This is a genomic window from Streptomyces parvulus, from assembly GCF_014648855.1.
Lineage (GTDB): Bacteria > Actinomycetota > Actinomycetes > Streptomycetales > Streptomycetaceae > Streptomyces > Streptomyces parvulus.
Window position 1 is genome coordinate 300,890 of sequence record NZ_BMRX01000006.1, and the last position, 24,308, is coordinate 325,197.

Here is a 24,308-nt window from a genome sequence, read left to right on the forward strand (position 1 = left end):
CGGAGGCAGGGCCGTTGAGGCGGGCGTGGTGCGGGCGGGTCAGCCGCGCTGGATGCCCGAGGTGTCCTGGAGGACGCCGCGCCGGCCGTCCTGCGTCTGCGCGACCAGGTTGGCGCCGCGCTGCTCGACGGCCAGGTACCAGGTGCCCGGCGCCAGTTCGGCGATGGGCGTGGGGGAGCCGTCCTCCGCGAACAGCGGACGCGGCACCGGCACGGCGAACCAGAACGGGGAGAAGTCCCCGGCCGGCTGCGCCTGCGCCTGGGCCTGCTGCGGGGCCTGCGGCTGGGGCTGCCCCGGCTGCGGCTGGCCGCCGAAGGGCTGACCCGGCTGACCCGGCTGACCCGGCTGGCCGCCGTACGGCTGCTGCTGGGCGCCGGGGTAGCCGTAACCACCCTGCGGCTGACCGCCGTAGGGCTGCGGGGCGGCCGGGCGCGGGGCCGGGATCAGGGCGCCCTTGAGGGCGGGGACCAGCGGCGTGGCCACCGCGGCGGCGGCCATGACCAGCGTGGCGATGAGGGCCAGGATCAGGCCCAGGCCGGCGCCGAGCTCGTCGACGAAGCCGCCCTCGCCGTCGAAGGCGCCCGCCGGGTCGAAGATGTTGCCGAGCGCGCTCCAGGCCGCGAAGACCGTGAAGGCGACGCCGAACTGGCCGAGGTCGAGACCGGCCACCTTCTTGGGCTGCGGCATCGCGCGGGCCACCACGACGAGCGCGGCGCCGATGACGCCCGCCAGGACGACACCGAGCACGACCGGCCCACTGCCCCACAGGCTGGGGATGTCGGCGCTGTCCGAGGCACCGTCGATCGAGTAGATGTCGAGGAACGACGCGATCAACAGCAGAACCGCTGCTCCGATCACCACGCCGTCGCCTCGAGTGAGGGAGCGGATATTCACTTCAGGTCCTTCGTAGGTCGTCTCGTCGTCGGTAGAGGCGTCGCTGTCACGATGGCGCCGAAAGGTTCCGGTGTGAAGCGCGGGGGTGGCCCCTCATCGTACGGACGACACTATCGTCCGCACGTCGGGGCTGTCCGCAGGGATGGGAACGCTGATCGCTACCCGCGCAGGAAACTCACGATTCCCTCAGACATCCCTTGCGCCGCCTTCTGCCGCCACGTGCCGGTGGTCAGCAGGGCCACGTCCTTGTCGTCGCGCATGTTGCCGCACTCGATGAACACCTTGGGAACCGTTGACAGATTGAGACCGCCCAGGTCCGTGCGCGTGACCAGGCCGGTGCCGTCGCCCAGGTAGTTGGACGGTGCGCTGCCCGTGGCGCGCAGGAAGTTGCCCGCGACGCGCTCGCCGAGTTCGGCGGAGGGCGCGACGATGGGGCGGGTGTCGGCGCCGCCGCCGTGCACGGCGCCCGGGAGGATCACGTGGAAGCCGCGGTTGCCGGCGCCCGATCCGTCGGCGTGGATCGAGATCGCCGCGTCCGCCCGCGCCTCGTTGCCGATCCGGGCCCGCTCGTCGACGCAGGGGCCGTACGGGCGGTCGCCGTCCTGGGTCAGCTTCACGGTGGCGCCCTGCTCCTGGAGCAGCGTGCGCAGCCGGTGGGCCACGTCGAGGGTGAACTCGGCCTCCGGCCAGCCCGCGTTGGTGGCGGTGCCCGTGGTGTCGCACTCCTTGCGGTGCGTGCCGATGTCGACCTGGCGGTTGATCTCGGACGCGTGCTGGAAGTTGCCCGGGTTGTGGCCCGGGTCGATGACGACGACCTTGCCCTTGAGGGGACCGGACGCCGAAGGAGACGGCGACTTGGTGCCGGGGGACGGCGAGGAGCCCGCGGGGCGCTTGGCGTCGTCGTCGGGCGAGGCCGCGCCGCCGGACGGTGCCGCCGAGGCCGCCCGCCCCTCGTCCCCGCCGCCGACGGCCGCGTACACCCCCCATCCGAGCAGCCCCCCGGCCGCCAGCGCGGCCACCGCCACGGTCAGTGGGCGGCGCAGTGGGGAGCGGCGGGGGTGGGAAGGTTCGGGTCCGGGGTCTGAGTACGACACGTCAGCGACTCTAACCGGGGCCTCAGATCCCCGTGCCCGTTCGCCGCAGGACGCGCAGCGAGTCGGTGGCGGAGACCTCGGTGAAGGCGCCGGAGGCGAGGGCCCTGAGGTAGACGCGGTACGGGGCCTGCCCGGTGAACTCGTCGGCCGGGTCCGGGAAGACGTCGTGGATGACCAGGAGGCCGCCGTCGGCCACGTGCGGTGCCCAGCCCTCGTAGTCGGCGTTCGCGTGCTCGTCGGTGTGGCCGCCGTCGACGAAGACGAGGCCGAGGGGGGAGTTCCAGAGGGCCGCGATGCGGGGGGAGCGGCCGACGAGGGCGACGACGTGCTCCTCCAGGCCGGCCCGGTGCAGGGTGCGGCGGAAGGTGGGGAGGGTGTCCATCACGCCCAGTTCGGGATCGACCGTCTCGGGGTCGTGGTACTCCCAGCCCGGCTGCTGCTCCTCGCTGCCCCGGTGGTGGTCGACGGTGAGCACGCTGACCCCGGCCCGGCGGGCCGCGTCGGCGAGGAGGACGGTGGAGCGCCCGCAGTAGGTGCCGATCTCCAGCAGCGGCAGCCCCAGCCCGCCCGCCTCCACGGCGGCGGCGTGCAGCGCGCGGCCCTCGTGCGCGGGCATGAATCCCTTGGCGGCCTCGAAGGCGGCCAGGGCGGCGGGGGCGGGTGCCGCGGACATGCGGATCCTCTCGACGACACGGGGCGCCGGGCGGCGGCGCGATGCACGGGCCATGCTGCCGCACGCTCCGGTGGGGGGAGCGGGTGGGGCGGGCGTCGGGGGAGTCCTCCGGGCTGTACGGCCGCGCCCCCTGCCGGGCTGCGGCAGGGGGCGCGGTGGGGTGCGGGTCAGGCGGGGACCGTCTCGCCCGGCAGGGAGAGGTCCAGGTCGAGCCGGCCGTCGCCGCCGTGGGTCGCGGCGTGCGCGAGCGGGCCGTGGCCGGCGGCGCGGGCGGCGAGGACGTACGGGCCCCGCGCGGGCACGGCCAGGGCGTAGCCGCCGTCCTCGGCGGAGAGGGTCGCGCCCGCCTGCCGGCCGTGCCGGTCGATCAGCGTGACCTTGGCGCGGGCGACGGGCGAGCCGTCGGCGTCCAGTACCCGTCCGCGGAAGCCGCGCGGCTGCCCGGCCTCCGCGGCCAGGGCCTGCTCGGCGCGGGCGAGGTTCGCGTCCTCCTCGCTGCTCGCGCGCAGCTGCGTGGCCGTGGACGGACGGCGGCGCGGGATGAAGAAGGCCAGCGTCAGGCCGATCGCGACCGCGGCGGCCGCGATGAGGAAGGACACCCGGAAGCCGTGCATGGTCGGGACGGCGGTCCCGCCGACGTCCTGGGCGGTGTTGGCGAGCACCATGCCGATCACGGCGCTGGACACCGACGTACCGATGGACCGCATCAGGGTGTTGAGGCCGTTGGCGGCGCCCGTCTCCGAGGCCGGGACCGCGCCGATGATCAGCGCCGGCAGGGAGGAGTAGGCGAGGCCGATGCCGGCGCCGATCAGCACCGAGGTGACGACGGTCTGCCAGGCGGCGCTCATCAGGCCGAGGCCGCCGGCGTAACCGGCGCCGATCACCAGCAGGCCGATGATCAGGGTCGTCCGGGGGCCGTAGCGGGCGGACAGCCGGGCGTAGACCGGCGCGGTGAACATCATCGTCAGGCCGAGCGGGGCCACGCACAGGCCCGCGACGACCATCGACTGGCCGAGGCCGTAGCCCGTCTCGGCGGGCAGCTGGAGGAGCTGCGGCAGGACGAGGGAGATGACGTAGAAGGAGACGCCGACCATGATCGACGCGAGGTTGGTGAGGAGGACCTCGCGGCGGGCCGTGGTGCGCAGGTCGACCAGCGGCGCGGAGACGCGCAGCTCCATCAGGCCCCACAGCAGCAGGACCGCGACGGCGGCGGCGAACAGGCCGAGCGTGGTGGGCGACGACCAGCCCCAGTCGCTGCCCTTGGTGATCGGCAGCAGGAAGAGGATCAGACCGGCGGTCAGACCGACCGCGCCGGGGAGGTCGAAGGAGCCCTTGGCGCGCAGCGGGGACTCCGGTACGACCAGCAGGGTCAGGGCGATGGAGAGCACGCCGAGGCCGGCGGCGCCGTAGAACAGGGTGTGCCAGTCGGCGTGCTGGGCCACCAGGGCGGCGGCCGGCAGCGCGAGGCCGCCGCCGACGCCGATCGAGGAGCTCATCAGCGCCATCGCCGAACCGAGCCGCTCGCGGGGCAGCATGTCGCGCATCAGGCCGATGCCGAGGGGTATCGCGCCCATCGCGACGCCCTGGAGGGTGCGGCCGACGATCATCGGGAGCAGGGCGTCGGTGAACGCGCTGACCAGCGCGCCCACGACCATCACCGAGAGGCTGACGATCAGCATGCGGCGCTTGCCGAACAGGTCGCCGAGCCGGCCCATGATCGGCGTGGCCACGGCTCCGGACAGGAGCGTGGAGGTCAGGACCCAGGTGGCGTTGCTGGGCGTGGTGTCCAGGAGCGCGGGCAGGTCCTTGATGACGGGGACGAGCAGGGTCTGCATCACCGCGACGACGATGCCCGCGAAGGCGAGCACCGGGACGGTGGCCCTGCTCGCGCTCCGGGTGGGTTCGTCGGTCGTCGTGTGGGACATGGGGTGGGGCCTCCAGGCCGGGGGGCGTCGAAATGCGGTGGGGCGGTGCGGGGGCGGTGCGGAGGGCAGCGGGCTTGGCAGTGAGGATGGCGGCGCGGATCGCCGTGCGGATCGCGTGCGGATGACTGCAGGATGAACCTCGTCGGCCGGGGCAACTATTCCGTTGCTTCGGGTCCCTAATGAATTCTTGACCTTCTCTTGGTCTCCCGCGCCTGGTTCCGGAGACCTAGGGCGGCCACCCCGGCCTGTCCGGGACCAAATTCCGATGTACGGGCCGCGCTGCCGTTGAGACCATGACACCCATGCCCGAAGCAACCAGTTCCCCCGTCTCCGCCGCCGACCGGACCTCCGCGCGCCGCACGCCGCCGACCTGGCTGGTCGTCGCGGTGGCCTGTGCCGGACAGTTCCTCGTCGTGCTGGACGTGTCCGTCGTCAACGTCGCCCTGCCGTCCATGCGCACCGACCTCGGGCTGAGCGCGCAGGGCCTGCAGTGGGTGGTGAACGCCTACGCCATCGCCTTCGCCGGCTTCATGCTGCTCGGCGGGCGGGCCGGCGACCTGTACGGGCGCAAGCGGATGTTCCTGGTCGGGCTCGGGCTGTTCACGCTGGCCTCGCTCGGCGGCGGCCTGGCGCAGGAGGGCTGGCAGCTGCTGGCCGCGCGGGCCGTGCAGGGCCTGGGCGCGGCGGTACTCGCGCCCTCGACGCTGACGATCCTGACCGCGGCGGTGCCCGAGGGGGCGGCGCGGGCCCCGGGCGATAGCGACCTGGACCGCCGTGGGCGCGGGCGGCGGTGCCGCGGGCGGGCTGGTGGGCGGTGTCCTGGTGGACGGGCTGTCCTGGCGCTGGGTGCTGCTGATCAACGTGCCGGTGGGTGCGGTGGTGCTGGCCGGCGCCGCGCTGTGGCTGACCGAGAGCCGGGGCGGCGAGCGGCGCCGCCTCGACCTGCCGGGCGCGCTGCTGGTGACCGTAGGCCTGGCGGTCCTCGCCTACGGCATCTCGCAGACCGAGCCGGCGGGCTGGACGGCGGCGGCGACGCTGGCGCCGCTGCTCGCGGGCCTCGCGCTGCTCGGGCTGTTCCTGCTCGTCGAGGCGCGGACGGCGGCGCCGCTGATGCCGCTGGGGCTGCTGCGGCTGCGGTCGGTGGCGTCGGCGAACGTGGCGATGCTGGTGTCCGGCTCGTCGATGTTCTCGATGTGGTTCTTCATGACCCTGTACGCGCAGAACGTGCTGGGCTACACCCCGCTGGAGGCCGGTCTCGCGCTGGTGCCCAGCTCGCTGGCGGTGATCATCGGCTCGAAGGCGGCGCCGCGGTTCATGCCGGTCCTCGGGGCGAGGAACGTGGCGGTGCTCGGCACGCTCGTGGCGGCGGCCGGCTTCGGCTGGCAGTCCACGATGACCGCGGACGGGGGCTTCGTGACCGCGATCATGATCCCCGGCGTGCTGATGATGCTGGGCGCGGGCACGGCGGCGACTCCGCTGGCCTCGCTGGCGATCTCGGGCGCGGCTCCCGGCGACGCGGGTCTCGTCTCCGGGCTGATCAACACCTCCCGGACGATGGGCGGTTCGCTGGGCCTCGCGGTGATGTCGACGATCGCGGCGGCCAGGTCGGGGGGCGAGGGCGCCGGACCGGTGGCCCTCACGGACGGCTACGCCCTCGTCTTCCGCACGGGCACGGCGGTCCTGCTCGCCGCGGCCCTGCTCATGTGGGCCTGGCTCCCGGCCGGAAGGTCAAAGCCGGCCCCGGCGTGAGCGCCCGAGGGGACGCGGGGAGTGCCGAGCGCACCTCCGGCATGTGAGCGCCCCGAGGGGACGCGGGGAGTGTCGAGCGCACCTCCGGCATGTGAGCGCCCCGAAGGGGACGCGGGGAGAGCCGAGAACACCCCCGGCATGTGAGCGCCCCGAAGGGGCGCGGGGAACTGCGCGAGCAACCCCCACCGGCCCGCGGCCGAAGAACCACCCCGCCCCCGGGCAGCCGCCACCCCCCGGGCAGCCGCCCCCCGGCCAGTCCCCCCCGGCAGCCGTCCCGCCGCAGCCGTCCCGCCGCGCAGCCGTCCCGCCGCCCCCACTCACACCCACCCCTGCCGCCGGGCCTCGCGCAGCGCCTCCGTCCGGTTGCGGGTGGCCGTCTTGCCGATGGCCGCCGACAGGTAGTTGCGGACCGTCGACTCGGAGAGGTGCAGGGCCGCGGCGACGTCGGCGACCGTCGCGCCGTCCGCCGAGGCCCGCAGGACGTCGCACTCCCGGGCGGTGAGCGGGCTGGGCCCGGCACTCAGCGCGGCCGCGGCGAGTACGGGGTCGACGACCGTCTCCCCGGCCAGCACCCGGCGGACGGCGCCGGCCAGCTCCTCCACCGGACCGTCCTTCACCAGGAAACCCGCGGCGCCCGCCTCCATGGCCCGCCGCAGGTACCCGGGACGGCCGAAGGTCGTCAGGATCAGCACCCGGCAGCCCGGCGCCCGCTCGCGCAGCTCCGCGGCGGCGTCCAGCCCGCTGAGCCCCGGCAGCTCGATGTCGAGCAGGGCGACGTCGGGACGGTGCGCCAGCACGGCACCGACGATCTCGTCCCCGGCCGGCACCTGGGCGACCACCTCGATGTCCGCCTCCATTCCGAGCAGCAGCGCGAGCGCGCCGCGCATCATGCCCTGGTCCTCGGCGAGCAGGACGCGGACGGGACGGCCGGGGGGAGGCGTGTCGGTCACGGGGCAAGCCTAGGACGCCGGCGCCGTCCTGGACCGTTCGGCGGCGGTGAGAGGCGGTCCGTCGAGGTGGGGACGCTTCTTGCCCACGGCCATCCGGAGGAGCATGCCGGGGGAGAGCAGGCGGGTGGGCGGCTTCTGCATGCTCATGACCTCCAGGAGGTACCGCTGGGCCCGCGGGCTGCGGGCTCCCGCGTCCACGGCGCGGTCGACGAGCGCGGCCCCGAACCGGTCGGCGGCCGTGGGCCCTTCCGCGGTGGCGCCGGGGTAGAGCACGTCCTGGCCCACCGCCAGGTTCCAGGCGTTGCCCACCGGCCGCGCCACCGCCCGCTGCAGGCGCCGTGACAGGCCTTCGCGGTGGAGCCCGTGCTTGAGGATCGTCCTGTCGATGGCGACCGCGCCCTGGGCCGCTGCGGTGAGGCCGTGCCCGTAGACCGGGTTGTAGGCGGCGACGGCGTCGCCGACGACGACGAATCCCTCGGGCCACTCGGCGGCCTTCTCGAAGTAGCGGCGGGTGTTGGCCGTGCTGCGGGACACCACCGGATCGGTGAGTGGCTCGGCCCGCTCGATGAGGTCGCCGATGACCGGGTGGCGCAGGCCCTTGGCGAAGCCGACGAAGGAATCGGGGTCGCCCGTGGGTTCGCCTCCGCGCGTGCCGGAAAGCGTCACGAGCCAGCGGCCGTCCTCGATGGGCAGGATGATTCCGCCCTGTCCGGGTGCCCGGCCCGGGTCCGCCTGGACGTTGACGATGGGGAACTCGCCGGCGGTGGAGCCGGGCGCCTTGAACATGCGGCTCGCGTAGACGACGCCGGCGTCGACGGTCCGCTCGGGGACCGGCGGGATGCCGAGGTCCTCCAGCCACACGGCGGCCCGGCTGCCCCGGCCACCGGCGTCGACGACGATCGTCGCGGGGATCGTCTCGTCGTTTCCACCGGTGTGGACGCGGACGCCCGTGATCCGGGAGGCGGTGCCCACGAGTCCGACGACCTCGGCGGGCCCGCGTACGGAGACGCGCTCGTCCCGCAGGACGGCCCAGCGGACGGTGGCGTCGAGCAGGTCCCGGGAGCACACGAGGTTGACGGTGGGCGTGGCGAAGCGGCGGAACCACGGGCCGGACGGGGCCTTGGAGACGAGATCGGTCATGATGCCCGCACGCCAGGCCCCCCTCTCCACGAGACGATCTCCGATGCACGGGAGGAGGGCTTCGAGGGCCGCGACGCCACCGGCCCACAGCAGGTGGGCGTGCCGGGCCTGGGGGAGACCCTTGCGGGGTTCCGGCCCGGCGGGCAACGCGTCGCGTTCGACGATGACGACGTCGGCGAAGAGCGAGAGGGCGGAGGCGGCGAGCATGCCGGTCATGCCGCCGCCTATGACGACGGCGGTATCGCGGGGGCCGGATGTGTCGGACACGTGCGGTCGCGCTTTCTGTCGTGGCCACAGGGTGGCGAGGGGTGCCGACGGTCGTCGGCGCCGGGGGCCCGGGGGCCCGGGTGTTCGCCGGCGGCCGGGAGGGCCGCGGCGCGCGGGAGGTAGTCAGCCGGGAGCGCGGACGGCGGGGCGGGGCGGGACGGGCCCGGTGCCCGGGAAGTCCCGGTACCTGTGTCGCGCAACTGTAGTCGGCCCTTGATCAACGGGAGCGAGTCCGTACGTCCGCTTCCGCGTGGCCCTCGGCCCGCGCGTCCACCGGCAGCTCCGCCGTCACCGCGAAGCCGCCCCCGGGCTCCGTGCCCGCCTTCAGCGACCCGCCGGCCGTGAGGAGGCGCTCCGTCAGGCCGGTCAGGCCGGTGCCCGGGCCCTGGGACGGGCCGGCGGCGCCCGTGCCGTCGTCCGTGACCGTGAGCCGCACGCGGTCCGCGCCGCCCGACACCGCGATCTCGCAGCGGCTCGCCCCGCTGTGCCGCACGACGTTGGTGACCGCCTCCCGCACCACCCACCCCAGCAGCGCCTCGGCCTGCGGCGGCAGCGGCGGGCCCGAGCGGTGGACCACCGGCTCCACGTCCGCCGCGGCCAGCGCCGAACGGGCCCGTTCCAGCTCGGTCCCCAGGCTGCCCTCCCGGTATCCGGTGACCGCCTCCCTGACCTCCGTCAGCGCCTGCCGCCCGACCGCCTCGATGTCGGTGATCTGGGTCAGCGCGGCGTCCAGGTCGCGCCGCGCCAGACGCCGGGCCGCCTCCGACTTGACCACGATCACGGACAGGGTGTGCCCGAGCAGGTCGTGCAGGTCCCGGGAGAAGCGCAGCCGCTCCTCCGCCACCGCCCGCGTCGCCAGTTCCTCCCGGGCCGCGCGCAGTTCCCGTACGGCGTCGGACAGGCCCAGGATCGCGGCCGTCACCATCGTCGACAGGAAGGTCCCGTAGGCGATGTTCAGGCCGGTCCAGCCGTCCTTGATCCCGGCCACGATCCCCGCCGCGGCGGCCAGCGTCCAGCCCCAGCGGCCCAGCCACCGGCCGCGCAGCGCCGCGCCCGCCGCGAGGCCGAGCAGCGGGAAGAACAGCAGCCAGCTGCCGCCGTAGGCGAGGGCGAGGGCGCAGGTCACGAGGGCCATCGCGGCCAGGGCCAGCCGGGTCGACGGCGACTCGCGCCGCTCCTTGTCGAAGGACCGGAAGGTCACGTAGATGTAGAGCGAGTTGAAGACGAGCAGCCCCAGGCCGCCGATCCAGGGGCTGGACGCGCGGCCCTGGACGATGTTGGCCAGGCTGCCCAGGCCCATCAGCAGCCAGGGCAGCAGCGCGAAACCGGTGGGCGGCGGACCGACCCGCTCCTGGCGTCCGTCCCGCTCGGCCGGGCCGGACTGCCGCGCCAACTGCCACGCGTCCAGTCGGCACGAGACCCTCCGCAGCCGTCCTCCGGTCCCGGTCATCGCCCCCGGCTCCCTTCCTCGGTCGTCCACGTGCCCGGCCGCCTGCCCGCGCCGCGCCGGCGGGACCGCGCGGCGTATGCCGAACGCGGGCCGCCGGGCCGTCCGTACGAGAATCGCACCCGCCCCGGGCGCGTCGCCGTACCCGGCGCGCACCTCGTCGTGCGTACCGTCCGCCGCCCGCTCGGAGGGGGCGGCTCTCCCGGTGCCCGCTGTCACTGTCATGCCGATGACGCTACGGAGCCGGCGGGGGCGGGCGGCAGATGCGGTTGTCCGGAGTAGGGGAGGACGAATGTCACGGGTGCGGCGCGTCCCGTACGGTCGAGGCCGCCGGTGATCGTCCACGTGACGGGAGGAAGGGACCCCATGCCCATCGACGCGGCCGCCGCACTCGCCGCCCCGCCCGACGTCCGCGAACTCGCCTGGGACCACCAGGACGTCCTGCTCTACCACCTCGGGATCGGCGCCGGACCGCCCGCCACCGACACCCGCGAGCTGCGCTACACCCTGGAGTCCCGGCTGCACGTGCTGCCGAGCTTCGCGACGGTGGCGGGCGGCGGCCCGCCCGGGGTGATCCGCGCGCTGTCCGTGCCGGGCGTCGACGTCGACCTCGCCCGCGTCCTGCACGCCGGGCAGGGGCTGCGCACGCTCCGCCCGGTCCCGGTGCGCGGCCGGGCGACGGCGTCGTCGTGGATCGTCTCCGTGTACGACAAGGGCACGTCGGCCGTCCTCGTGCTGCGCACCGACGTCTCCGACGCGGCCGGGCCGCTGTGGACCGAGGAGGCGGAGGTCTTCGTGCGCGGCGAGGGCGGCTGGGGTGGTGAGCGGGGGCCGTCCTGGGGCCCCGCGTCACCGCCGGACACGGAACCCGATCAGGTCGCCGCACTGCCGGTACGCGAGGAACAGGCCCTGCTCTACCGCCTCTCCGGCGACTGGAACCCCCTCCACGCCGACCCGGGGTTCGCCGCGCGCGCCGGCTTCGACCGGCCCGTCCTGCACGGGCTGTGCACCTACGGCGGCACGCTCAAGTCGGTCGTGGACACGCTGCTGGACGGTGACGTGACGCGGGTGGGCGAGTACCGCGCGCGGTTCGTCGGGGTGGTGTACCCGGGGGAGGCGCTGCGGGTGCGGATGTGGCGGCCGGTCGCGGCCGGGGCGGGCGGCGGGCCGGTGCGCGTGGCGGTCGGCGCCGTCGAGCGGGACGACGCCCCGGTCCTCGCCGGCACCGTCGTGACGTACGGCTGACGACGACGGCCCCGTCCGCCGGATGACGTACGGGGCCGCGGCCGCCTGCCTGCTGTTCTCCTGCGTGTGCGTCGTGCCTCGGCGTGCCGTCAGGCCGCCGTCCCGGATTCCTCGGACGGCTTGCGGTGACGGCCCCGCGGGGTCGCCGCGGCCTCCTGACTGGAGACCGGCCCGCGGTGCTTGCCGTGGCCGGTGTCGGTCTCGGAAACGTCGGCACCGGCGGCCTGCATCGGCTGGGTCGTGCTGGTGTCGTTCATCGGAAGGAATTCACCCCGTCAACATGATCTTTCTTACAGCCGGGCGAGTGTAACCGGCACCCCGCGGCCCGAATCCAGGCGGCCACGCCAACCGGCACTACTTCGTTACACGCCGTCCCAGCGGGGCCTGTTGCAGGGGTACGGGCCGGGGCGGACGGGGCGCCGCTTCGTCCTCTTCCTGCGGGCCGTCTCCTTGCGCCCCGCCCCCCGGTCGGCCTCCGGGCCCCTCCCGCGTCCCGTCGCCCGGCCCCTCGCCGGACCCGTCCGAAGCCGCCTCCCCGATCCCGTCCGAAGCCGCTCCCCCGACCCCGCCCGGGGCCGCCTCCCCGGCCCCGCGCGGGGTCAGCCGGGCCACGCCGCAGGGCAGTTGCGGGGTGGAGCACGGCAGCCGCAGCTCCCCGTCCGGCGTCCACAGCCCGGCCCCCGCCAACCATCCCTCGGGCGCCGGGAGATGACGCACCCGCCGCTCCGCCGGCCGCCACACCCCGACCCAGCTGCCGAACGGGCCGTCGACCCGCAGCGCCACCGCGCACCGCTCCGGCGTCAGCGCCTGCCCCGGCTGGATCGCGAACGGCGTCACCACGCAGTCGGGCAGGTGCAGGCACTCGGGGAAGCGCACCGGCAGTGCGCTGCCCAGCACCCCCCAGCCCAGTCGCTCCCGCCCCGGCGAGGGCGCGTCCGAACGGATCAGCACCAGCCCGCTGTCGGGGTCGGCCAGCAGTATCCGGTCGTCGCTGTCCGGGGCGATCTGGAGCAGCGGCGAGACCTCGCCGTCCCGTTCCAGGTCGACCGCGACCGCCTTCACCCGACCGCCGGTCTCCCGGTCCAGGGCGAGTATCCGGCCCCCGCCGTCCAGCCAGACCCCGCCCGAGCAGCGGCCGGGGATCTCGGCCAGCCGCTCGGGCCCGAAGGCCGCGCCCGCGACCTGCCACAGCACCGTCGCCCGCGGACCGACGGCGAGGGCGTACGCCCGCTCACCGCCCGGGACCGGCGGCAGCAGCCGTACGCCGGTGGTGTCCGGCGGGCACTCCACCGCGCCGAGCGGCAGCTCGCCGGTGCCCGGGCCGGTCGGGTACAGCAGCGAGAAGAGGTGCCGCCCGGCCGCGACGCGGTGCACCAGGACCCGCCCGTCGGCCATCGGCTGCACCTCGGTGCCGGGCTCCTCCGGCTGGTTGCCGGGCAGTGGCACCGCGTACGGCTCGGGGCCGTCCAGGGTCCAGCGCTCCGGGTACCAGGAGTCCCCGCGCCGGGCGAGGCGCGCGGCGTAGGCGCCCTCCGCGGTGATGCCGCAGCCCGGCCGCGGTGCCCCGTCGTTCCCGGACTCCGCGGAAGGCTCGATCGCACAGGCCGTCATGGTTCGGTCACCTCCGGCGACGAAGCTAGTTTTCGCACGCACGGGCGGGGGACCGGCCGCCGGACCCATCACACGTACGTGTGTCACAGGAACGATTCGCCTGAGGAGGACGAGAGGTGTGTGCTGTGCCGGAGCCGGACCGCGGCGGGCTCGGCGCGGGGGTGCGCGGGCGGCTCCGGGCGACGGGTACAAGGCCACAGAACCTCCAGGTAGCCTTGCCTGCGTGCCCCGTCTGTCAGAAGTCATCGCCGCGCTGGAGAACCTGTGGCCCGCCGAGCGGGCCGAGGCCTGGGACGCGGTCGGCACCGTCGTGGGCGAGCCCGGCCGGGAGGTCTCGCGGGTCCTGTTCGCCGTCGACCCCGTCCAGGAGATCGCCGACGAGGCCGTGAACCTCGGCGCCGGCCTGCTCGTCACCCACCACCCGCTCTATCTGCGGGGGACGACGACGGTCGCCGCCACCACCGCCAAGGGCCGCGTGGTGCACACCCTCATCAAGAACGACGTCGCCCTGCACGTCGCCCACACCAACGCCGACTCCGCCGACCCCGGCGTCTCCGACGCGCTCGCCGGCGCCCTCGGCCTGCGCGTCGTACGGCCCCTGGTGCCCGACCCGGCCGACCCGGACGGGCGCCGCGGCCTCGGCAGGGTGTGCGAGCCGGAACACCCCATGACCGTGCGGGAGCTGGCCGCCCGCGCCGCCGAGCGGCTGCCCGCCACCGCGCAGGGCATCCGCGTCGCCGGCGACCCCGGGGCGACGGTCCGCACGGTCGCCGTCAGCGGCGGCTCCGGCGACAGCCTCTTCGACCACGTGCGGGCGGCCGGCGTCGACGCCTTCCTCACCGCGGACCTGCGCCACCACCCGGTGTCCGAGTTCGCCGCGGACCGCGCCGACAGCCCTCTCGCGCTGCTCGACGCGGCGCACTGGGCCACCGAGTGGCCCTGGTGCGAGCTGGCCGCAGCCCAGCTCGACGAGATCTCCGACCGACGCGGCTGGGACCTCAGGGTCCACGTCTCGAAGACGGTCACCGACCCCTGGACCGCCCACGCGGCGTCCGCCCCGACCTCCGACTCACTGGGAGCCCCCAACTGAAAGCCGCGCCCGCCGACCAGATCCGACTCCTCGACGTCCAGGGCCTCGACGTCAAGCTCCAGCAGCTCGCGCACCGGCGCCGGTCGCTGCCCGAGCACACCGAGATCGAGTCGCTGACCAAGGACCTCACCCAGCTGCGCGACCTGCTCGTGGCCGCGCAGACCGAGGAGAGCGACTGCTCCCGCGAGCAGACCAAGGCGGAGCAGGACGTGGACCAGGTGCGCCAGCGCGCCACCCGCGACCAGCAGCGCCTGGACTCCGGCGCCGTCACCTCGCCGAAGGACCTGGAGAACCTCCAGCGCGAGATCGCCTCCCTCGCCAAGCGCCAGGGCGACCTCGAGGACGTCGTCCTGGAGGTGATGGAGCGCCGCGAGTCCGCCCAGGAGCGGGTCGCCGAGCTGACCGAGCGGGTCGGCGCGGTCCAGGGCAAGATCGACGACGCCACTGCCCGCCGGGACGCGGCCGTCGAGGACCTGGACGGCGAGACCGCCTCGGTGACCAAGGAGCGCGAGGTCATCGCCGGCTCGGTCCCCGACGACCTGCTCAAGCTCTACGACAAGCTGCGCCAGCAGCAGGGCGGCGTCGGCGCGGCCAAGCTGTACCAGCGCAGCTGCCAGGGATGCCGCCAGGAGCTGGCCATCACCGAGCTGAGCGAGATCCGCTCGACGGCGCCCGACACCGTCGTACGCTGCGAGAACTGCCGCCGCATCCTGGTGCGCACGGCCGACTCCGGGCTGTAGGGGCCGGATCGGTGGACGCGTCGGCCGGTGCGGTGCGGGAGTTCGTCGTCGAGGCCGACGGCGGGTCGCGGGGCAACCCGGGGCCCGCGGGCTACGGCGCGGTGGTGCTGGACGCGGCGAGCGGCGAGTCCCTCGTCGAGGCCGCCGAGTACCTGGGCGTCGTCACCAACAACGTGGCCGAGTACCGGGGGCTGCTGGCCGGGCTGCGGGCGGCCAGGGAGCTGGACCCGGACGCGCGCGTGCACGTGCGGATGGACTCCAAGCTCGTCGTCGAGCAGATGTCGGGACGCTGGAAGATCAAGCACCCCGACATGAAGCCGCTGGCGGCCGAGGCGGCCCGTATCTTCCCGCCGGGCCGGGTGACCTACGAGTGGATCCCCCGCGCCGAGAACAAGCACGCCGACCGCCTGGCCAACGAGGCGATGGACGCGGGCGCGCGCGGCGAGCGGTGGTCACCGGCCGACTCGACGGCGGAACTGGACGCGGGGGGCGCCGCCGGGCGTCGCGCGCGGGGGGCCCGTACCGGGGACGAGCGGGAGACCGGTGCCGCCGCCGACGAGCGGGCCGCCGAGGGCGTGGGTGCCGGTGCCCGGGCCGGGGGCACCCCTTCGCTCTCCGCGCGTGCCGGCACGGAGGGTGCCCCGAGGGCCGGTGCCGGGGAGCGTGTCGGCCCGACCGCTCCCGCCGACGACGAGGACGCCCCTTCGACCTCCGCGCGTGCCGACGCGGAGCGCGCCCGTACCGGAGCCGTGGCGGACGCTGCCCGTGCCGGGGGTGGTGCGGAGGGCTCCCGTACCGGAGCCGTCGCGGAATCCTCCCGTGCCGGAGCCGGCGAGGCAGACGTGCGGGCCGCCAGGACCGTGGCGTCGCCCGGCTGGGGACCCCCCGACATGGGCGCCCCCGCCACCTTCGTCCTCCTGCGGCACGGCGAGACGCCTCTCACCCCGCAGAAGCGGTTCTCCGGCAACGGTGGCAGCGACCCGTCCCTGTCGTCCGTCGGCCGGGAGCAGGCCGAGCGGGTCGCCGCGAGCCTGGCCCGGCGCGGCACGATCCAGGCCGTCGTCGCCTCGCCCCTGGCCCGCACCCGCGAGACCGCCGGCATCGTCGCCGCCCGCCTCGGCCTGGAGGTCACGGTCGAGGAAGGCCTGCGCGAGACCGACTTCGGCGCCTGGGAGGGGCTCACCTTCGGCGAGGTGCGCGAGCGGTACCCCGCCGACCTGGACGCCTGGCTGGCGTCCCCGGACGCGCGGCCGACCGGCGGCGGCGAGAGCTTCGCCGCGACCGGCGCGCGCGTCGCCGCCACCCGCGACAAGCTGGTCTCCGCCTACGCGGGCCGCACCGTGCTGCTGGTCTCGCACGTGACACCGATCAAGACGTTCCTGCGGCTGGCCCTGGGCGCACCGCCCGAGTCGCTGTTCCGGATGGAGCTGTCCGCGGCCTCACTGTCGGTCGTCGCCCACTACGCCGACGGCGGTGCGAGCGTCCGCCTGTTCAACGAGACGTCGCACCTGCGCTGAGCGCCGCCGCCTCCCGGGCCAGCGCCTCCACGCGCCCCCAGTCCCGGCCGGCCACGGCATCCTTCGGCAGCATCCAACTGCCGCCGACGCAGCCGACGTTGGGCAGCGCCAGATAGTCCGGGGCGGAGCCGGGGCCGATGCCGCCGGTCGGGCAGAAGCGGGCCTGCGGCAGGGGTGCGGCCAGCGCCTTCAGGTAGGCGGTGCCGCCCGCGGCCTCGGCCGGGAAGAACTTCATCTCCCGCACCCCGCGCTCCAGCAGCGCCACCACCTCCGAGGTGGTCGACACCCCCGGCAGGAAGGGCACCCCGGACGACCGCATCGCGTCCAGCAGGACGTCCGTCCACCCCGGGCTCACCAGGAACCGCGCCCCGGCCGCGACGACCTCGCCGACCTGGTCCGGCGTGATGACGGTGCCCGCGCCGACCACCGCGCCCGGCACCTCGCCGGCGATGGCGCGGATCGCGTCCACCGCCACCGGCGTCCGCAGCGTCACCTCGATCGCGGGCAGCCCGCCGGCGACCAGCGCCCGGGCGAGGGGCACGGCGTCGGCGAGGTCGTCGACGACCACGACGGGCACGACGGGGGCGAGGTCCAGCACCGAGGGGGCGGCGGGGGAGGAGGGCAGCGGAGAACTCATGCCCTCATCGTGCCGTCGCGGCGCACGACGCGCAACGCGCGTTGCGTTATCTGCAACGACTGGGTCGGCGCTCAGTGAATCTCGTCCACCAGCACGTCCAGCGACCACGGCCGCCCCGCCTTCGCGGGCGCCTCGGCCTCCACCTCGTACCCGAGGTCCCGCACCACCTCCACCAGCTCCGCCGGACCGGCGGGCGCGCTCCCGGAGGCCAGCAGGCTCCGCACGATCCGCCCCTTGGTCGCCTTGTTGAAGTGGCTGACCACCTTCCGCGTCGGCGCGTGCAGCACCCGCACGGTCGCGGTCCGCTCGGCGACCCGCCCCTTCGGCTTCCAGGCCGCCGCGTACGCCGACGAGCGCAGGTCCAGGACCAGACTCTCCCCGGCGGCCTCGGGCAGCACCTCGGCCATCGGCGCCCGCCAGTACGCGCCCAGCGCCCCGAGTCCCGGCAGCTTCACGCCCATCGAGCACCGGTAGGAGGGGATCCGGTCGGTCACCCGCACGGCACCCCACAGCCCGGAGAACACCAGCAGCGACCGGGCCGCCCGCCGCTTGGCCGCCGCGTCGAGCGAGGCCAGGTCCAGCGCGTCGTACAGCACGCCGGTGTAGATCTCCCCGGCCGGCCGGGCGCCCGCCGTCAGCAGCTCCGCGTTCTTGGCGACCTCGCCGCGCAGCCCCTCGCTCAGCCCCAGCACCTCGCGCGCCTTCTCCTCGTCGCCGGCGCACAGGTCGACGAGTTCGGCGAGTACGGTCTCGCGGGCCGCGGTCAGCCCCGGCAGCGACAACGAGTCCGTCTTCAGCGGGGCTCCCCGGCCGGACGCGGCCTTCCCCTCGGACGGCGGCAGCAGGACAAGCACAGGCACTCCTTCGATCCAAGCTCCAGGTCAGGGTACGGCGTGCCCCTCCCGCGCCCGGTTCACGGCCCGTACGAGGCCGCCGGCGTCGTCGGCGTGGCAGCGCACCACGCGGACCTCGCGGTGCCGCCCGAGTAAGGAGACATGAGTGACGGGCTCGGCGAGTTCGACGGTGACGGACGTCCGCGCGCCCACGGCGAGGTTCAGCTCGCCGTCCCGCGGTTCGTGCGTGGCCCGCGGTTCGCGGCGGACGGAGGAGATCCGCTCCAGCGGTATCCGCACGTCCACGTGGACGGCCCGGCGGATCCGCAGGACACCGGAGGCCGGGTCCAGGACGTGCGGGCGGACCACGGAGGCGGCGTGCAGACCGACGACGAGGACGACGGTGTAGACGTCCAGGACCAGCACCACGTGGTGCACGGCCGGCCAGTCGCGCAGCAGCACGGACATCCCCACGGACTCGACCACGCAGACGAAGGCGAAGCCGAACATCATCGCGCCCTGCCCGCGCGCGTACCCGAACACGGCCGAGCCGTCCGCGGCCCCGTGGGTCCGCCGGGCCGTCCACAGCCACAGGCTCGCCAGCAGCCGCAGCTCGTGCCGGAGCAGGAGGAAGGGGACCGTGACCAGAGACCCGCCCTTCATGCCCGCCGCCCCCTCGACACGATCTCCAGGGACTGCCGGATGGCCTCCGCCTGGCCCGGCGCGAAGTCCGCGTACAGCGCGCGCAGGATGCCGTGGTCGAAATCGAGGTCGAGTCCCCCTTCCGGCACCAGCTCCGGAGGCATGGCCTCCGCGAGCACCCGGGCCGCCTCCGCCACCCTCGGATCACCGGTACCGGCGTCCACCAGGCCGTCGAGCAGCGCGTACGCCCGGTGGGCCCGCGCCACCGCCTCCGGCGAGCCGAGCGCGCCGTGCAGCGAGGCCAGCAGCCCCGCCCGGTCCTCCGGCGGCACCGTGCTCTCCAGCGTCGCCAGCATCTCGCGGTCCCGCAGTGCGGTGGGGGAACCGGAGACGTCCCCCATCCCCGCGAACAGCGCGGCCAGCTCCGGCGAGACCGGCCCCTCGGGCGGCAGCCCGCCCTCCGCGTCCAGCAGGGCCCGCAGCCGCGCCCTGCGGTCCCGGATCGCCGCCTCCTGCCGCGCCAGGTCCGCGTCCAGCTCCGCCAGCACCTCGGCCAACTCCTTGCCGGCCTCGTCCGCGAGCACGTCCCGCACCTCGGCGAGCCCCAGCCCCAGCTCGGTCAGCCGCCGCACGCGGGCCAGCACGACGACGTGCCGCAGCGTGTACGACCGGTAGCCATTGGCCAGCCGCTCCGGCTCGGGCAGCAGCCCCTGGTGGTGGTAGTGCCGCACGGTCCGCGTGGTGACGCCGACGGCGTCGGCGAGTTCTCCGATCCGCATGCCCCCAGTAGAAACGTTGACGTTGCGACAGGGTCAAGCCAATGCACTGGACAGCGCCGCACGTCCTCTGATCCGGTACGCCCAGGGGGTGAGGGCGGTGGACGCACGCGAACAGGCCCGGTGGACCAGGGCCCGGCTGGGAACGGGCGGCCCGCCCCTCGACCTGCTCACGGCCCGCTTCGACCGGCACGTCTACGCCCCCCACGCGCACGACGAGTTCACGGTCGGCGTCACCGTGGGCGGCCTGGAGGTCATCGCCTACCGGGGCGGCCACATCCACTCGGGCCCGGGCTCCATCGTCGTCCTGGAACCCGGCGAGGTGCACACCGGCGGCCCGGCCGCCCCCGAGGGCTACTCCTACCGCGCCCTGTACGCGACCCCCGCCCTGCTCTCCGACGGGCTGCGCGGCGACGTGCTCCCGCACTTCCGCGAACCCGTCCTCCACGACCCGCGGCTCGCCGCCGCCCTGCGCACCGCGCACACGGACCTGACCCGCTGCCCCGACCCCCTGGAGGCCGAGTCGCGCCTGCCCTGGCTCCTCACCGCCCTCGCCGGCCGCCATTCCACGTCCCGCACCGCGGGCGACACCGCCGTCCCGGGCGCGGCCGGCGTCGCCCGTCTCGTCCGTGACCGCCTCGCCGACGAACTCCTCGCCCCACCGTCCCTGGCCTCCCTCGCCACCGACCTGGGTCTGTCCCGCTACCAGCTCCTGCGCGCCTTCCGCACGGCGATGGGGATGCCGCCGTACGCCTGGCTCGCCCAGCACCGGGTGGCCAGGGCGCGGGGGCTCCTGGAGGCCGGCGTACGCCCCGCCGAGGTGGCGGCGCTGGTGGGCTTCGCGGACCAGGCGCACCTGACCCGCTGGTTCCGCAGGATCCTCGGCGTGACCCCGGCGGCGTACCGCAACAGCGTTCAAGACGGCGGCCCCTGAGCGGACCGAGACTCGCGGCATGACTGCACGCGGCTGGTTCCTGTTCTCCCTGATGGGAGTGGTCTGGGGCATCCCCTATCTGATGATCAAGGTGGCGGTGGACTCCGTCTCCCCGTCCGTGGTGGTGTTCACGCGCTGCGCGCTGGGTGCCGCCCTCCTGCTCCCCTTCGCCCTGCGCAGGGGAGGCCTCCTCCCGACCGTCGGGGCCCACTGGAAACCCCTCCTCGCCTTCGCGGTCATCGAGATCATCGGCCCCTGGTGGACGCTGACCGACGCCGAGCGCCACCTCTCCAGCTCCACCGCGGGCCTGCTCATCGCGGGCGTCCCGATCGTCGGCGTCGCCCTGGCCCGCTTCTTCGGCGCCACGGAGACGCTCGGCGCCCGACGCGTCTGCGGCCTCGCCCTGGGCCTGGCGGGCGTGGCGGTGCTGACCCTCCCGCACCTGACCGGCGGCGACGCCCGCTCCCTCGCCGAGGTGCTGCTGACGGTGATCGGCTACGCCACGGCGCCGCTGATCGCCGCCCGCCACCTGAAGGACGTGCCGTCCCTCCACCTCACCGCCTCCTGCCTCACCCTCGCGGCCCTCGTCTACGCCCCCGCCGCGATCCTCGGCCGCCCCGACACCCTCCCGGCGCCCTCGGTGCTGGCCGCCCTCGCCGGCCTCGGCGTGGTCTGCACGGCGATCGCCTTCGTCGCCTTCCTGGAGCTGATCAAGGAGGCCGGCCCGACCCGCGCGACGGTCATCACGTACGTCAACCCGGCGGTCGCGGTGACGGCCGGCGCCGTCTTCCTGGACGAGCCCCTGACCCCGACCGTCCTCGCCGCCTTCGCCCTGATCCTGACGGGCTCGGTCCTGGCCACGGCGGCGACCGCGGGACCGCGCCGCCGCATCCGCCCGGTACCATGGTCGGCACGGCAGACGAGCCGGGCGGGCGGCCGCGTGGAGTCCCTCACGGGACTTCCCGAGGAACGTCCGGGCTCCACAGGGCAGGGTGATGGCTAACGGCCACCCGGGGTGACCCGCGGGACAGTGCCACAGAAAGCAGACCGCCCGGCGCTTCGGCGCCGGGTAAGGGTGAAACGGTGGTGTAAGAGACCACCAGTGCCCAGGGTGACCTGGGCAGCTAGGTAAACCCCACCCGGAGCAAGGTCAAGAGGAGCGCCGTGAAAAGCGCTCTGCGCGGACGTTCGAGGGCTGCCCGCCCGAGTCCGCGGGTAGACCGCACGAGGCCGGTGGCAACACCGGTCCTAGATGGATGGCCGTCGCCGGAGGGCCCGCGAGGACCCTCCGGAACAGAACCCGGCGTACAGCCCGACTCGTCTGCCGCCCCACACGGCCCGTCCAGCGCCCTTCATCGTCCGGGCGGGGACGGTGCCGGCCGCCTCGGCCTCCCACCCCGTACCTTCCGGTCACCGTCGTTCAACACCGCGTGAAACAAGGGTGGTTGAGAACGAGTGCCCCTCCGGTGTCGGTATTGTTGCCCCCGTTCTCAGCGAGAGGGATGTGAGGACCGGTGCTGACCGGCGTTCCTGATCGGCAGGTGGGCGGGGGGCCCGGGCGGCTGGTTGCCGGCCGCTATCTGCTGCACGAAGTCCTGGGCCGGGGCGGCATGGGCGTCGTCTGGCGCGCTCACGACCAGCTCCTCGACCGGCCGGTCGCCGCCAAGGAGCTGCACATCGCCGCCGAGGGCGACGAGGACCACCGCACCCGCATGCGCCGGGCCCTGCGCGAGGCGCGGGCGGTCGCCAGGGTGCCGCACCCGCACGTGGTCGGGGTGCACGACCTGGTCGAGTTCGAGGACCGGCTCTGGATCGTGATGGAGCTGGTGCGCGGGCCCTCGCTGGCCGCCCGGGTGCGCCGGTCCGGGCCGCTGACCCCGGAGCACACCGCCCGGCTCGGCCTCCAACTGCTCGACGCGCTCCGGGCGGTCCACCGCGCCGGCACCCTGCACCGCGACGTGAAGCCCGCCAACGTCCTGCTGCGACCCGGCGGCGACGCGGTGCTCACCGACTTCGGCATCGCCGCCCTCGACGACGGCGAGATGCTCACCTCGACCGGGCAGCTCGTGGGCTCCGTCGAGTACATGGCGCCGGAGCGGGCCACCGCGCAGGAGGCCGGACCGGAGTCCGACCTGTGGTCGCTCGGCGCGACGCTGGTCGCCGCCTGCGGAGGGGAGTCGCCCTTCCGCAGGCACGGGTACGCGGCGACCCTGCACGCCGTCGTGTACGGGAGTCCGCGGCTTCCGGAGCGGCTCGGCCCCCTGCGCCCCGTCGTCGAGGCGCTGCTGCACCGGGACCCGCGCGAGCGTCCCGGCGCCGACGAACTGGCGGCGGCACTGCGGGGCGTGGCGGCCGGTGAGGCCGCGGACGGCGGCGCGGCCGCGGCCCCGGCCGTGGTCGGGGACGATGTCACCGTCGTCCTCGACCGGGCCCCCGACCGGCCGGACGACACGCTGCTCGCGCCCCCCGGCAGTACGGCGGTCCGCGGGGTCGGGACCAGGCGCACGCCGCTCCCGGGGCGGCCGGGCGGTGCCGGGCGCTGGCTGGCGTGGACGCTCGCCGGAGCCGTCGCCCTCGTCGCGGTGGTGAGCGGCGGGCTGCTCCTCGCGGGCGTGGCGCCCTTCCAGGACGACGACGGACCGGGCGCCGACCGCGGTGCCGCCGAGGCGCCCGGCCCGGCGCCGACCTCCCTCGCCTCGCCGGTCGGGGCGCCCCAGGTGACCTCGTACGAGATGGTGGTGAGCGCCGACGAGGGCTGGCAGCCGGTCGTCGGCGCGGTGGTCCGCGCGGGCGACACCGTCACGGTGGAGTCCCGGCGGGGCGAGTGGACGGTGGACCGCGAGCGCATGCCGATGACCGGACCGGCCGGCTACGACCCGGACGGCGACCGGGACCTGGACTTCGCGGCCGGCTGCAAGGTCGTACCGGACGCCCCCTTCGGCACGCTGGTGACCCGCCTGTCGGACACCGACGACGCGCCGGTCCTCGCCATCGGGGAGGCGAAGACCTTCCGCGCGGGCGGCGGCGGCGTGGTCCAGCTGCGGATCAACGACGGCGCGGGGTGCGTGGACGACAACGCGGGCGAGGTCGGTGTGGTCGTGGAGGTGAGCCGGCAGCCCTGAGCGGCGTCGCCCGCACCGCCGGGCGCCGGGAAAAGGGCGTGCGGGTCCGCGGACGGGTGGGATACGTTCCTGCCTGTTCGAAGGGGGGCCGACATGGCGAAGCTGAACCAGATCATCGCGGTCGAGAAGGGCGTCAAGAGCAAGTCGCTCCAGGACGTGACCGCCGCGCACCAGAAGGTGCAGAAGCCCGCGCTGCTGGCCGGGATCTCGCGCACGTACCAGCCGAAGGACGAGGAGGGCGAGCAGCTGCCGCCCGAGTCGACGCGGGTGCAGGTGCGGGCCGAGGACGTGCTGCGCGAGATGGGCGCCTCGCTGACCCGGCTGTTCGACGTCACCGCGACCAAGGACTGGGCGAACTGCACGGCCCGCGCGGACGTCACCGTCGACGGCCGGACGATCGTCGCGGACGTGCCGGTCGGCTACCTGCTCTTCCTGGAGAAGCAGCTCACCGAGCTGCACGCCTTCGTGAAGAAGCTGCCGACGCTCGACGCCGCCGAGGCGTGGGCGCAGGACCCGTCCACCGACTGGTGGAAGACGGACCCGGTGCGCACCATCCGGACGAAGAAGGTCCCGCGCAACCACGTGAAGGCCGAGGCGACGGAGAAGCACCCCGCCCAGGTCGAGGTGTACTACGAGGACGTGCCGATCGGCTACTGGACGACCGTGAAGTTCTCCGGGGCGCTGCCGGCCCGGCGGGTCAACGAGCTGCTGGACCGGGTCGAGAAGCTCCAGCAGGCCGTCAAGTTCGCCCGGGAGGACGCCAACGGCGACGAGGTCACCGACCAGCGGGTCGGCGACGCGGTGTTCGGCTACCTGTTCGGCTGAGGCCCCGCGCGGGCCCGGCAACGGGTAGCCTCCACAGACGCCCCCGCGTGCGAGCGCGGGGGTGCGCGAAGGGCGCGGGCCGGACTGAGGACCGGTTCGCGCGACGAGCGCAAGCTGAAACTGACGTTCAGCCTGAAGAGGCGCGCCGCCCCGGGACGGGCGCGGACCGCGCCGTCAATCTCAGACTCTCGCTCCAG

Annotated in this window: 20 protein-coding genes, 1 other RNA gene and 2 pseudogenes; 10 read left to right on the forward strand and 13 right to left on the reverse strand. The window is 75.0% G+C overall.

Annotated features, from left to right (window positions below):
• Positions 1-39: 39 nt before the first annotated feature.
• From IE108_RS13500 to IE108_RS13515, 4 genes are all read right to left on the reverse strand, one after another.
• Positions 40-894 (reverse strand): DUF5336 domain-containing protein, encoded by an 855-nt coding sequence (locus tag IE108_RS13500; protein WP_064727637.1) that lies wholly within the window; start codon positions 892-894, stop codon positions 40-42.
• 158 nt (positions 895-1,052) lie between these two features.
• Positions 1,053-1,988 carry an N-acetylmuramoyl-L-alanine amidase gene (locus IE108_RS13505; RefSeq protein ID WP_064727636.1) on the reverse strand — a complete coding sequence of 312 codons (936 nt, stop codon included), beginning with the start codon at positions 1,986-1,988 and terminating at the stop codon, positions 1,053-1,055.
• 22 nt (positions 1,989-2,010) lie between these two features.
• Positions 2,011-2,661: a class I SAM-dependent methyltransferase gene (locus tag IE108_RS13510; protein WP_064727635.1), complete on the reverse strand. Its 651-nt coding sequence runs from the start codon at positions 2,659-2,661 to the stop codon at positions 2,011-2,013.
• Between the two features lie 167 nt (positions 2,662-2,828).
• The gene (locus IE108_RS13515; RefSeq protein WP_064727634.1) at positions 2,829-4,586 is read right to left on the reverse strand and encodes an MFS transporter; all 1,758 of its coding nucleotides are present in this window, start codon (positions 4,584-4,586) and stop codon (positions 2,829-2,831) included.
• Between the two features lie 293 nt (positions 4,587-4,879).
• On the opposite strand from IE108_RS13515, the pseudogene IE108_RS13520 reads away from it, so the two are divergent.
• Positions 4,880-6,335 (forward strand): annotated as a pseudogene (locus IE108_RS13520) (MFS transporter).
• A gap of 317 nt (positions 6,336-6,652) precedes the next feature.
• Here the strand turns inward: IE108_RS13520 and IE108_RS13525 are convergent.
• The 3 genes from IE108_RS13525 to IE108_RS13535 all read right to left on the reverse strand — a co-directional run bounded on the left by IE108_RS13525 (position 6,653) and on the right by IE108_RS13535 (position 10,142).
• The gene (locus IE108_RS13525; protein ID WP_064727633.1) at positions 6,653-7,285 is read right to left on the reverse strand and encodes a response regulator transcription factor; all 633 of its coding nucleotides are present in this window, start codon (positions 7,283-7,285) and stop codon (positions 6,653-6,655) included.
• 9 nt (positions 7,286-7,294) lie between these two features.
• Positions 7,295-8,692 carry an FAD-dependent oxidoreductase gene (locus tag IE108_RS13530; protein ID WP_229851802.1) on the reverse strand — a complete coding sequence of 466 codons (1,398 nt, stop codon included), beginning with the start codon at positions 8,690-8,692 and terminating at the stop codon, positions 7,295-7,297.
• A 217-nt stretch (positions 8,693-8,909) separates the two neighbouring features.
• The gene (locus IE108_RS13535) at positions 8,910-10,142 is read right to left on the reverse strand and encodes a sensor histidine kinase (protein WP_064727631.1); all 1,233 of its coding nucleotides are present in this window, start codon (positions 10,140-10,142) and stop codon (positions 8,910-8,912) included.
• A gap of 363 nt (positions 10,143-10,505) precedes the next feature.
• Between IE108_RS13535 and IE108_RS13540 the strand changes: the two genes are divergently transcribed.
• Positions 10,506-11,384 (forward strand): MaoC family dehydratase, encoded by an 879-nt coding sequence (locus tag IE108_RS13540; protein ID WP_064727630.1) that lies wholly within the window; start codon positions 10,506-10,508, stop codon positions 11,382-11,384.
• Between the two features lie 89 nt (positions 11,385-11,473).
• On the opposite strand, the gene IE108_RS13545 is transcribed toward IE108_RS13540, so the two are convergent.
• A complete protein-coding gene (locus tag IE108_RS13545; protein WP_107420131.1) occupies positions 11,474-11,641 on the reverse strand; it encodes a hypothetical protein in 168 nt (55 codons plus the stop codon).
• A gap of 97 nt (positions 11,642-11,738) precedes the next feature.
• Complete coding sequence (locus tag IE108_RS13550) at positions 11,739-12,995, reverse strand: hypothetical protein (protein ID WP_064727629.1); 1,257 nt, start codon at positions 12,993-12,995, stop codon at positions 11,739-11,741.
• Positions 12,996-13,218: 223 nt separating this feature from the next.
• Here IE108_RS13550 and IE108_RS13555 point away from each other — a divergent pair, with 223 nt between their 5' ends.
• From IE108_RS13555 to IE108_RS13565, 3 genes are read left to right on the forward strand one after another with little or no spacing between them, the layout of a single operon-like run.
• Entirely contained in the window at positions 13,219-14,085 is an 867-nt protein-coding gene (locus IE108_RS13555; protein WP_064727628.1) for a Nif3-like dinuclear metal center hexameric protein, read from the forward strand.
• Positions 14,082-14,825, forward strand: coding sequence for a zinc ribbon domain-containing protein (locus tag IE108_RS13560; protein WP_079163813.1), 744 nt, complete (start codon positions 14,082-14,084; stop codon positions 14,823-14,825). The genes IE108_RS13555 and IE108_RS13560 overlap by 4 nt, the downstream gene beginning before the upstream one ends.
• 32 nt (positions 14,826-14,857) lie before the next feature.
• Positions 14,858-16,342: a bifunctional RNase H/acid phosphatase gene (locus tag IE108_RS13565; protein WP_064731724.1), complete on the forward strand. Its 1,485-nt coding sequence runs from the start codon at positions 14,858-14,860 to the stop codon at positions 16,340-16,342.
• Here the strand turns inward: IE108_RS13565 and eda are convergent.
• The 4 genes from eda to IE108_RS13585 form a co-directional block, all read right to left on the reverse strand.
• The gene (eda, locus tag IE108_RS13570) at positions 16,317-16,979 is read right to left on the reverse strand and encodes a bifunctional 4-hydroxy-2-oxoglutarate aldolase/2-dehydro-3-deoxy-phosphogluconate aldolase (protein WP_064727626.1); all 663 of its coding nucleotides are present in this window, start codon (positions 16,977-16,979) and stop codon (positions 16,317-16,319) included. The two genes, IE108_RS13565 and eda, sit on opposite strands and share 26 nt — an antisense overlap.
• Before the next feature lie 71 nt (positions 16,980-17,050).
• On the reverse strand, positions 17,051-17,833 hold the full coding sequence (gene yaaA, locus IE108_RS13575) for a peroxide stress protein YaaA (RefSeq protein WP_064727625.1): 783 nt from the start codon (positions 17,831-17,833) through the stop codon (positions 17,051-17,053).
• Positions 17,834-17,860: 27 nt separating this feature from the next.
• Positions 17,861-18,475, reverse strand: a complete 615-nt coding sequence (locus IE108_RS13580; RefSeq protein ID WP_064727624.1) for a hypothetical protein — start codon at positions 18,473-18,475, stop codon at positions 17,861-17,863.
• Entirely contained in the window at positions 18,472-19,233 is a 762-nt protein-coding gene (locus IE108_RS13585; RefSeq protein ID WP_064727623.1) for a MerR family transcriptional regulator, read from the reverse strand. Before IE108_RS13585 ends, IE108_RS13580 begins: the two co-directional genes overlap by 4 nt.
• Positions 19,234-19,330: 97 nt before the next feature.
• On the opposite strand from IE108_RS13585, the gene IE108_RS13590 reads away from it, so the two are divergent.
• From IE108_RS13590 to IE108_RS13615, 5 genes and pseudogenes are all read left to right on the forward strand, one after another.
• Positions 19,331-20,164 carry an AraC family transcriptional regulator gene (locus IE108_RS13590; protein WP_064727622.1) on the forward strand — a complete coding sequence of 278 codons (834 nt, stop codon included), beginning with the start codon at positions 19,331-19,333 and terminating at the stop codon, positions 20,162-20,164.
• 82 nt (positions 20,165-20,246) lie between these two features.
• A pseudogene (locus tag IE108_RS35320) lies at positions 20,247-21,011 on the forward strand (DMT family transporter); the annotation flags it as partial.
• A 73-nt stretch (positions 21,012-21,084) separates the two neighbouring features.
• An RNA gene (gene rnpB, locus IE108_RS13605) (RNase P RNA component class A) lies at positions 21,085-21,488 on the forward strand.
• 217 nt (positions 21,489-21,705) lie between these two features.
• On the forward strand, positions 21,706-23,286 hold the full coding sequence (locus tag IE108_RS13610; protein WP_064727619.1) for a serine/threonine-protein kinase: 1,581 nt from the start codon (positions 21,706-21,708) through the stop codon (positions 23,284-23,286).
• A 93-nt stretch (positions 23,287-23,379) separates the two neighbouring features.
• The gene (locus IE108_RS13615; protein ID WP_064727618.1) at positions 23,380-24,111 is read left to right on the forward strand and encodes a DUF7873 family protein; all 732 of its coding nucleotides are present in this window, start codon (positions 23,380-23,382) and stop codon (positions 24,109-24,111) included.
• Positions 24,112-24,308: the final 197 nt, after the last annotated feature.

Excerpts from the sequence above, each read along its gene's own strand:
- IE108_RS13510 (WP_064727635.1), bottom strand. The coding sequence starts at position 2,661 with ATGTCCGCGGCACCCGCCCCCGCCGCCCTGGCCGCCTTCGAGGCCGCC.
- IE108_RS13515 (WP_064727634.1), bottom strand. The coding sequence starts at position 4,586 with ATGTCCCACACGACGACCGACGAACCCACCCGGAGCGCGAGCAGGGCC.
- IE108_RS13535 (WP_064727631.1), bottom strand. The coding sequence starts at position 10,142 with ATGACCGGGACCGGAGGACGGCTGCGGAGGGTCTCGTGCCGACTGGAC.
- IE108_RS13540 (WP_064727630.1), top strand. The coding sequence starts at position 10,506 with ATGCCCATCGACGCGGCCGCCGCACTCGCCGCCCCGCCCGACGTCCGC.
- IE108_RS13545 (WP_107420131.1), bottom strand. The coding sequence starts at position 11,641 with ATGAACGACACCAGCACGACCCAGCCGATGCAGGCCGCCGGTGCCGAC.
- IE108_RS13550 (WP_064727629.1), bottom strand. The coding sequence starts at position 12,995 with ATGACGGCCTGTGCGATCGAGCCTTCCGCGGAGTCCGGGAACGACGGG.
- eda (WP_064727626.1), bottom strand. The coding sequence starts at position 16,979 with ATGAGTTCTCCGCTGCCCTCCTCCCCCGCCGCCCCCTCGGTGCTGGAC.
- IE108_RS13580 (WP_064727624.1), bottom strand. The coding sequence starts at position 18,475 with ATGAAGGGCGGGTCTCTGGTCACGGTCCCCTTCCTCCTGCTCCGGCAC.
- IE108_RS13585 (WP_064727623.1), bottom strand. The coding sequence starts at position 19,233 with ATGCGGATCGGAGAACTCGCCGACGCCGTCGGCGTCACCACGCGGACC.
- IE108_RS13615 (WP_064727618.1), top strand. The coding sequence starts at position 23,380 with ATGGCGAAGCTGAACCAGATCATCGCGGTCGAGAAGGGCGTCAAGAGC.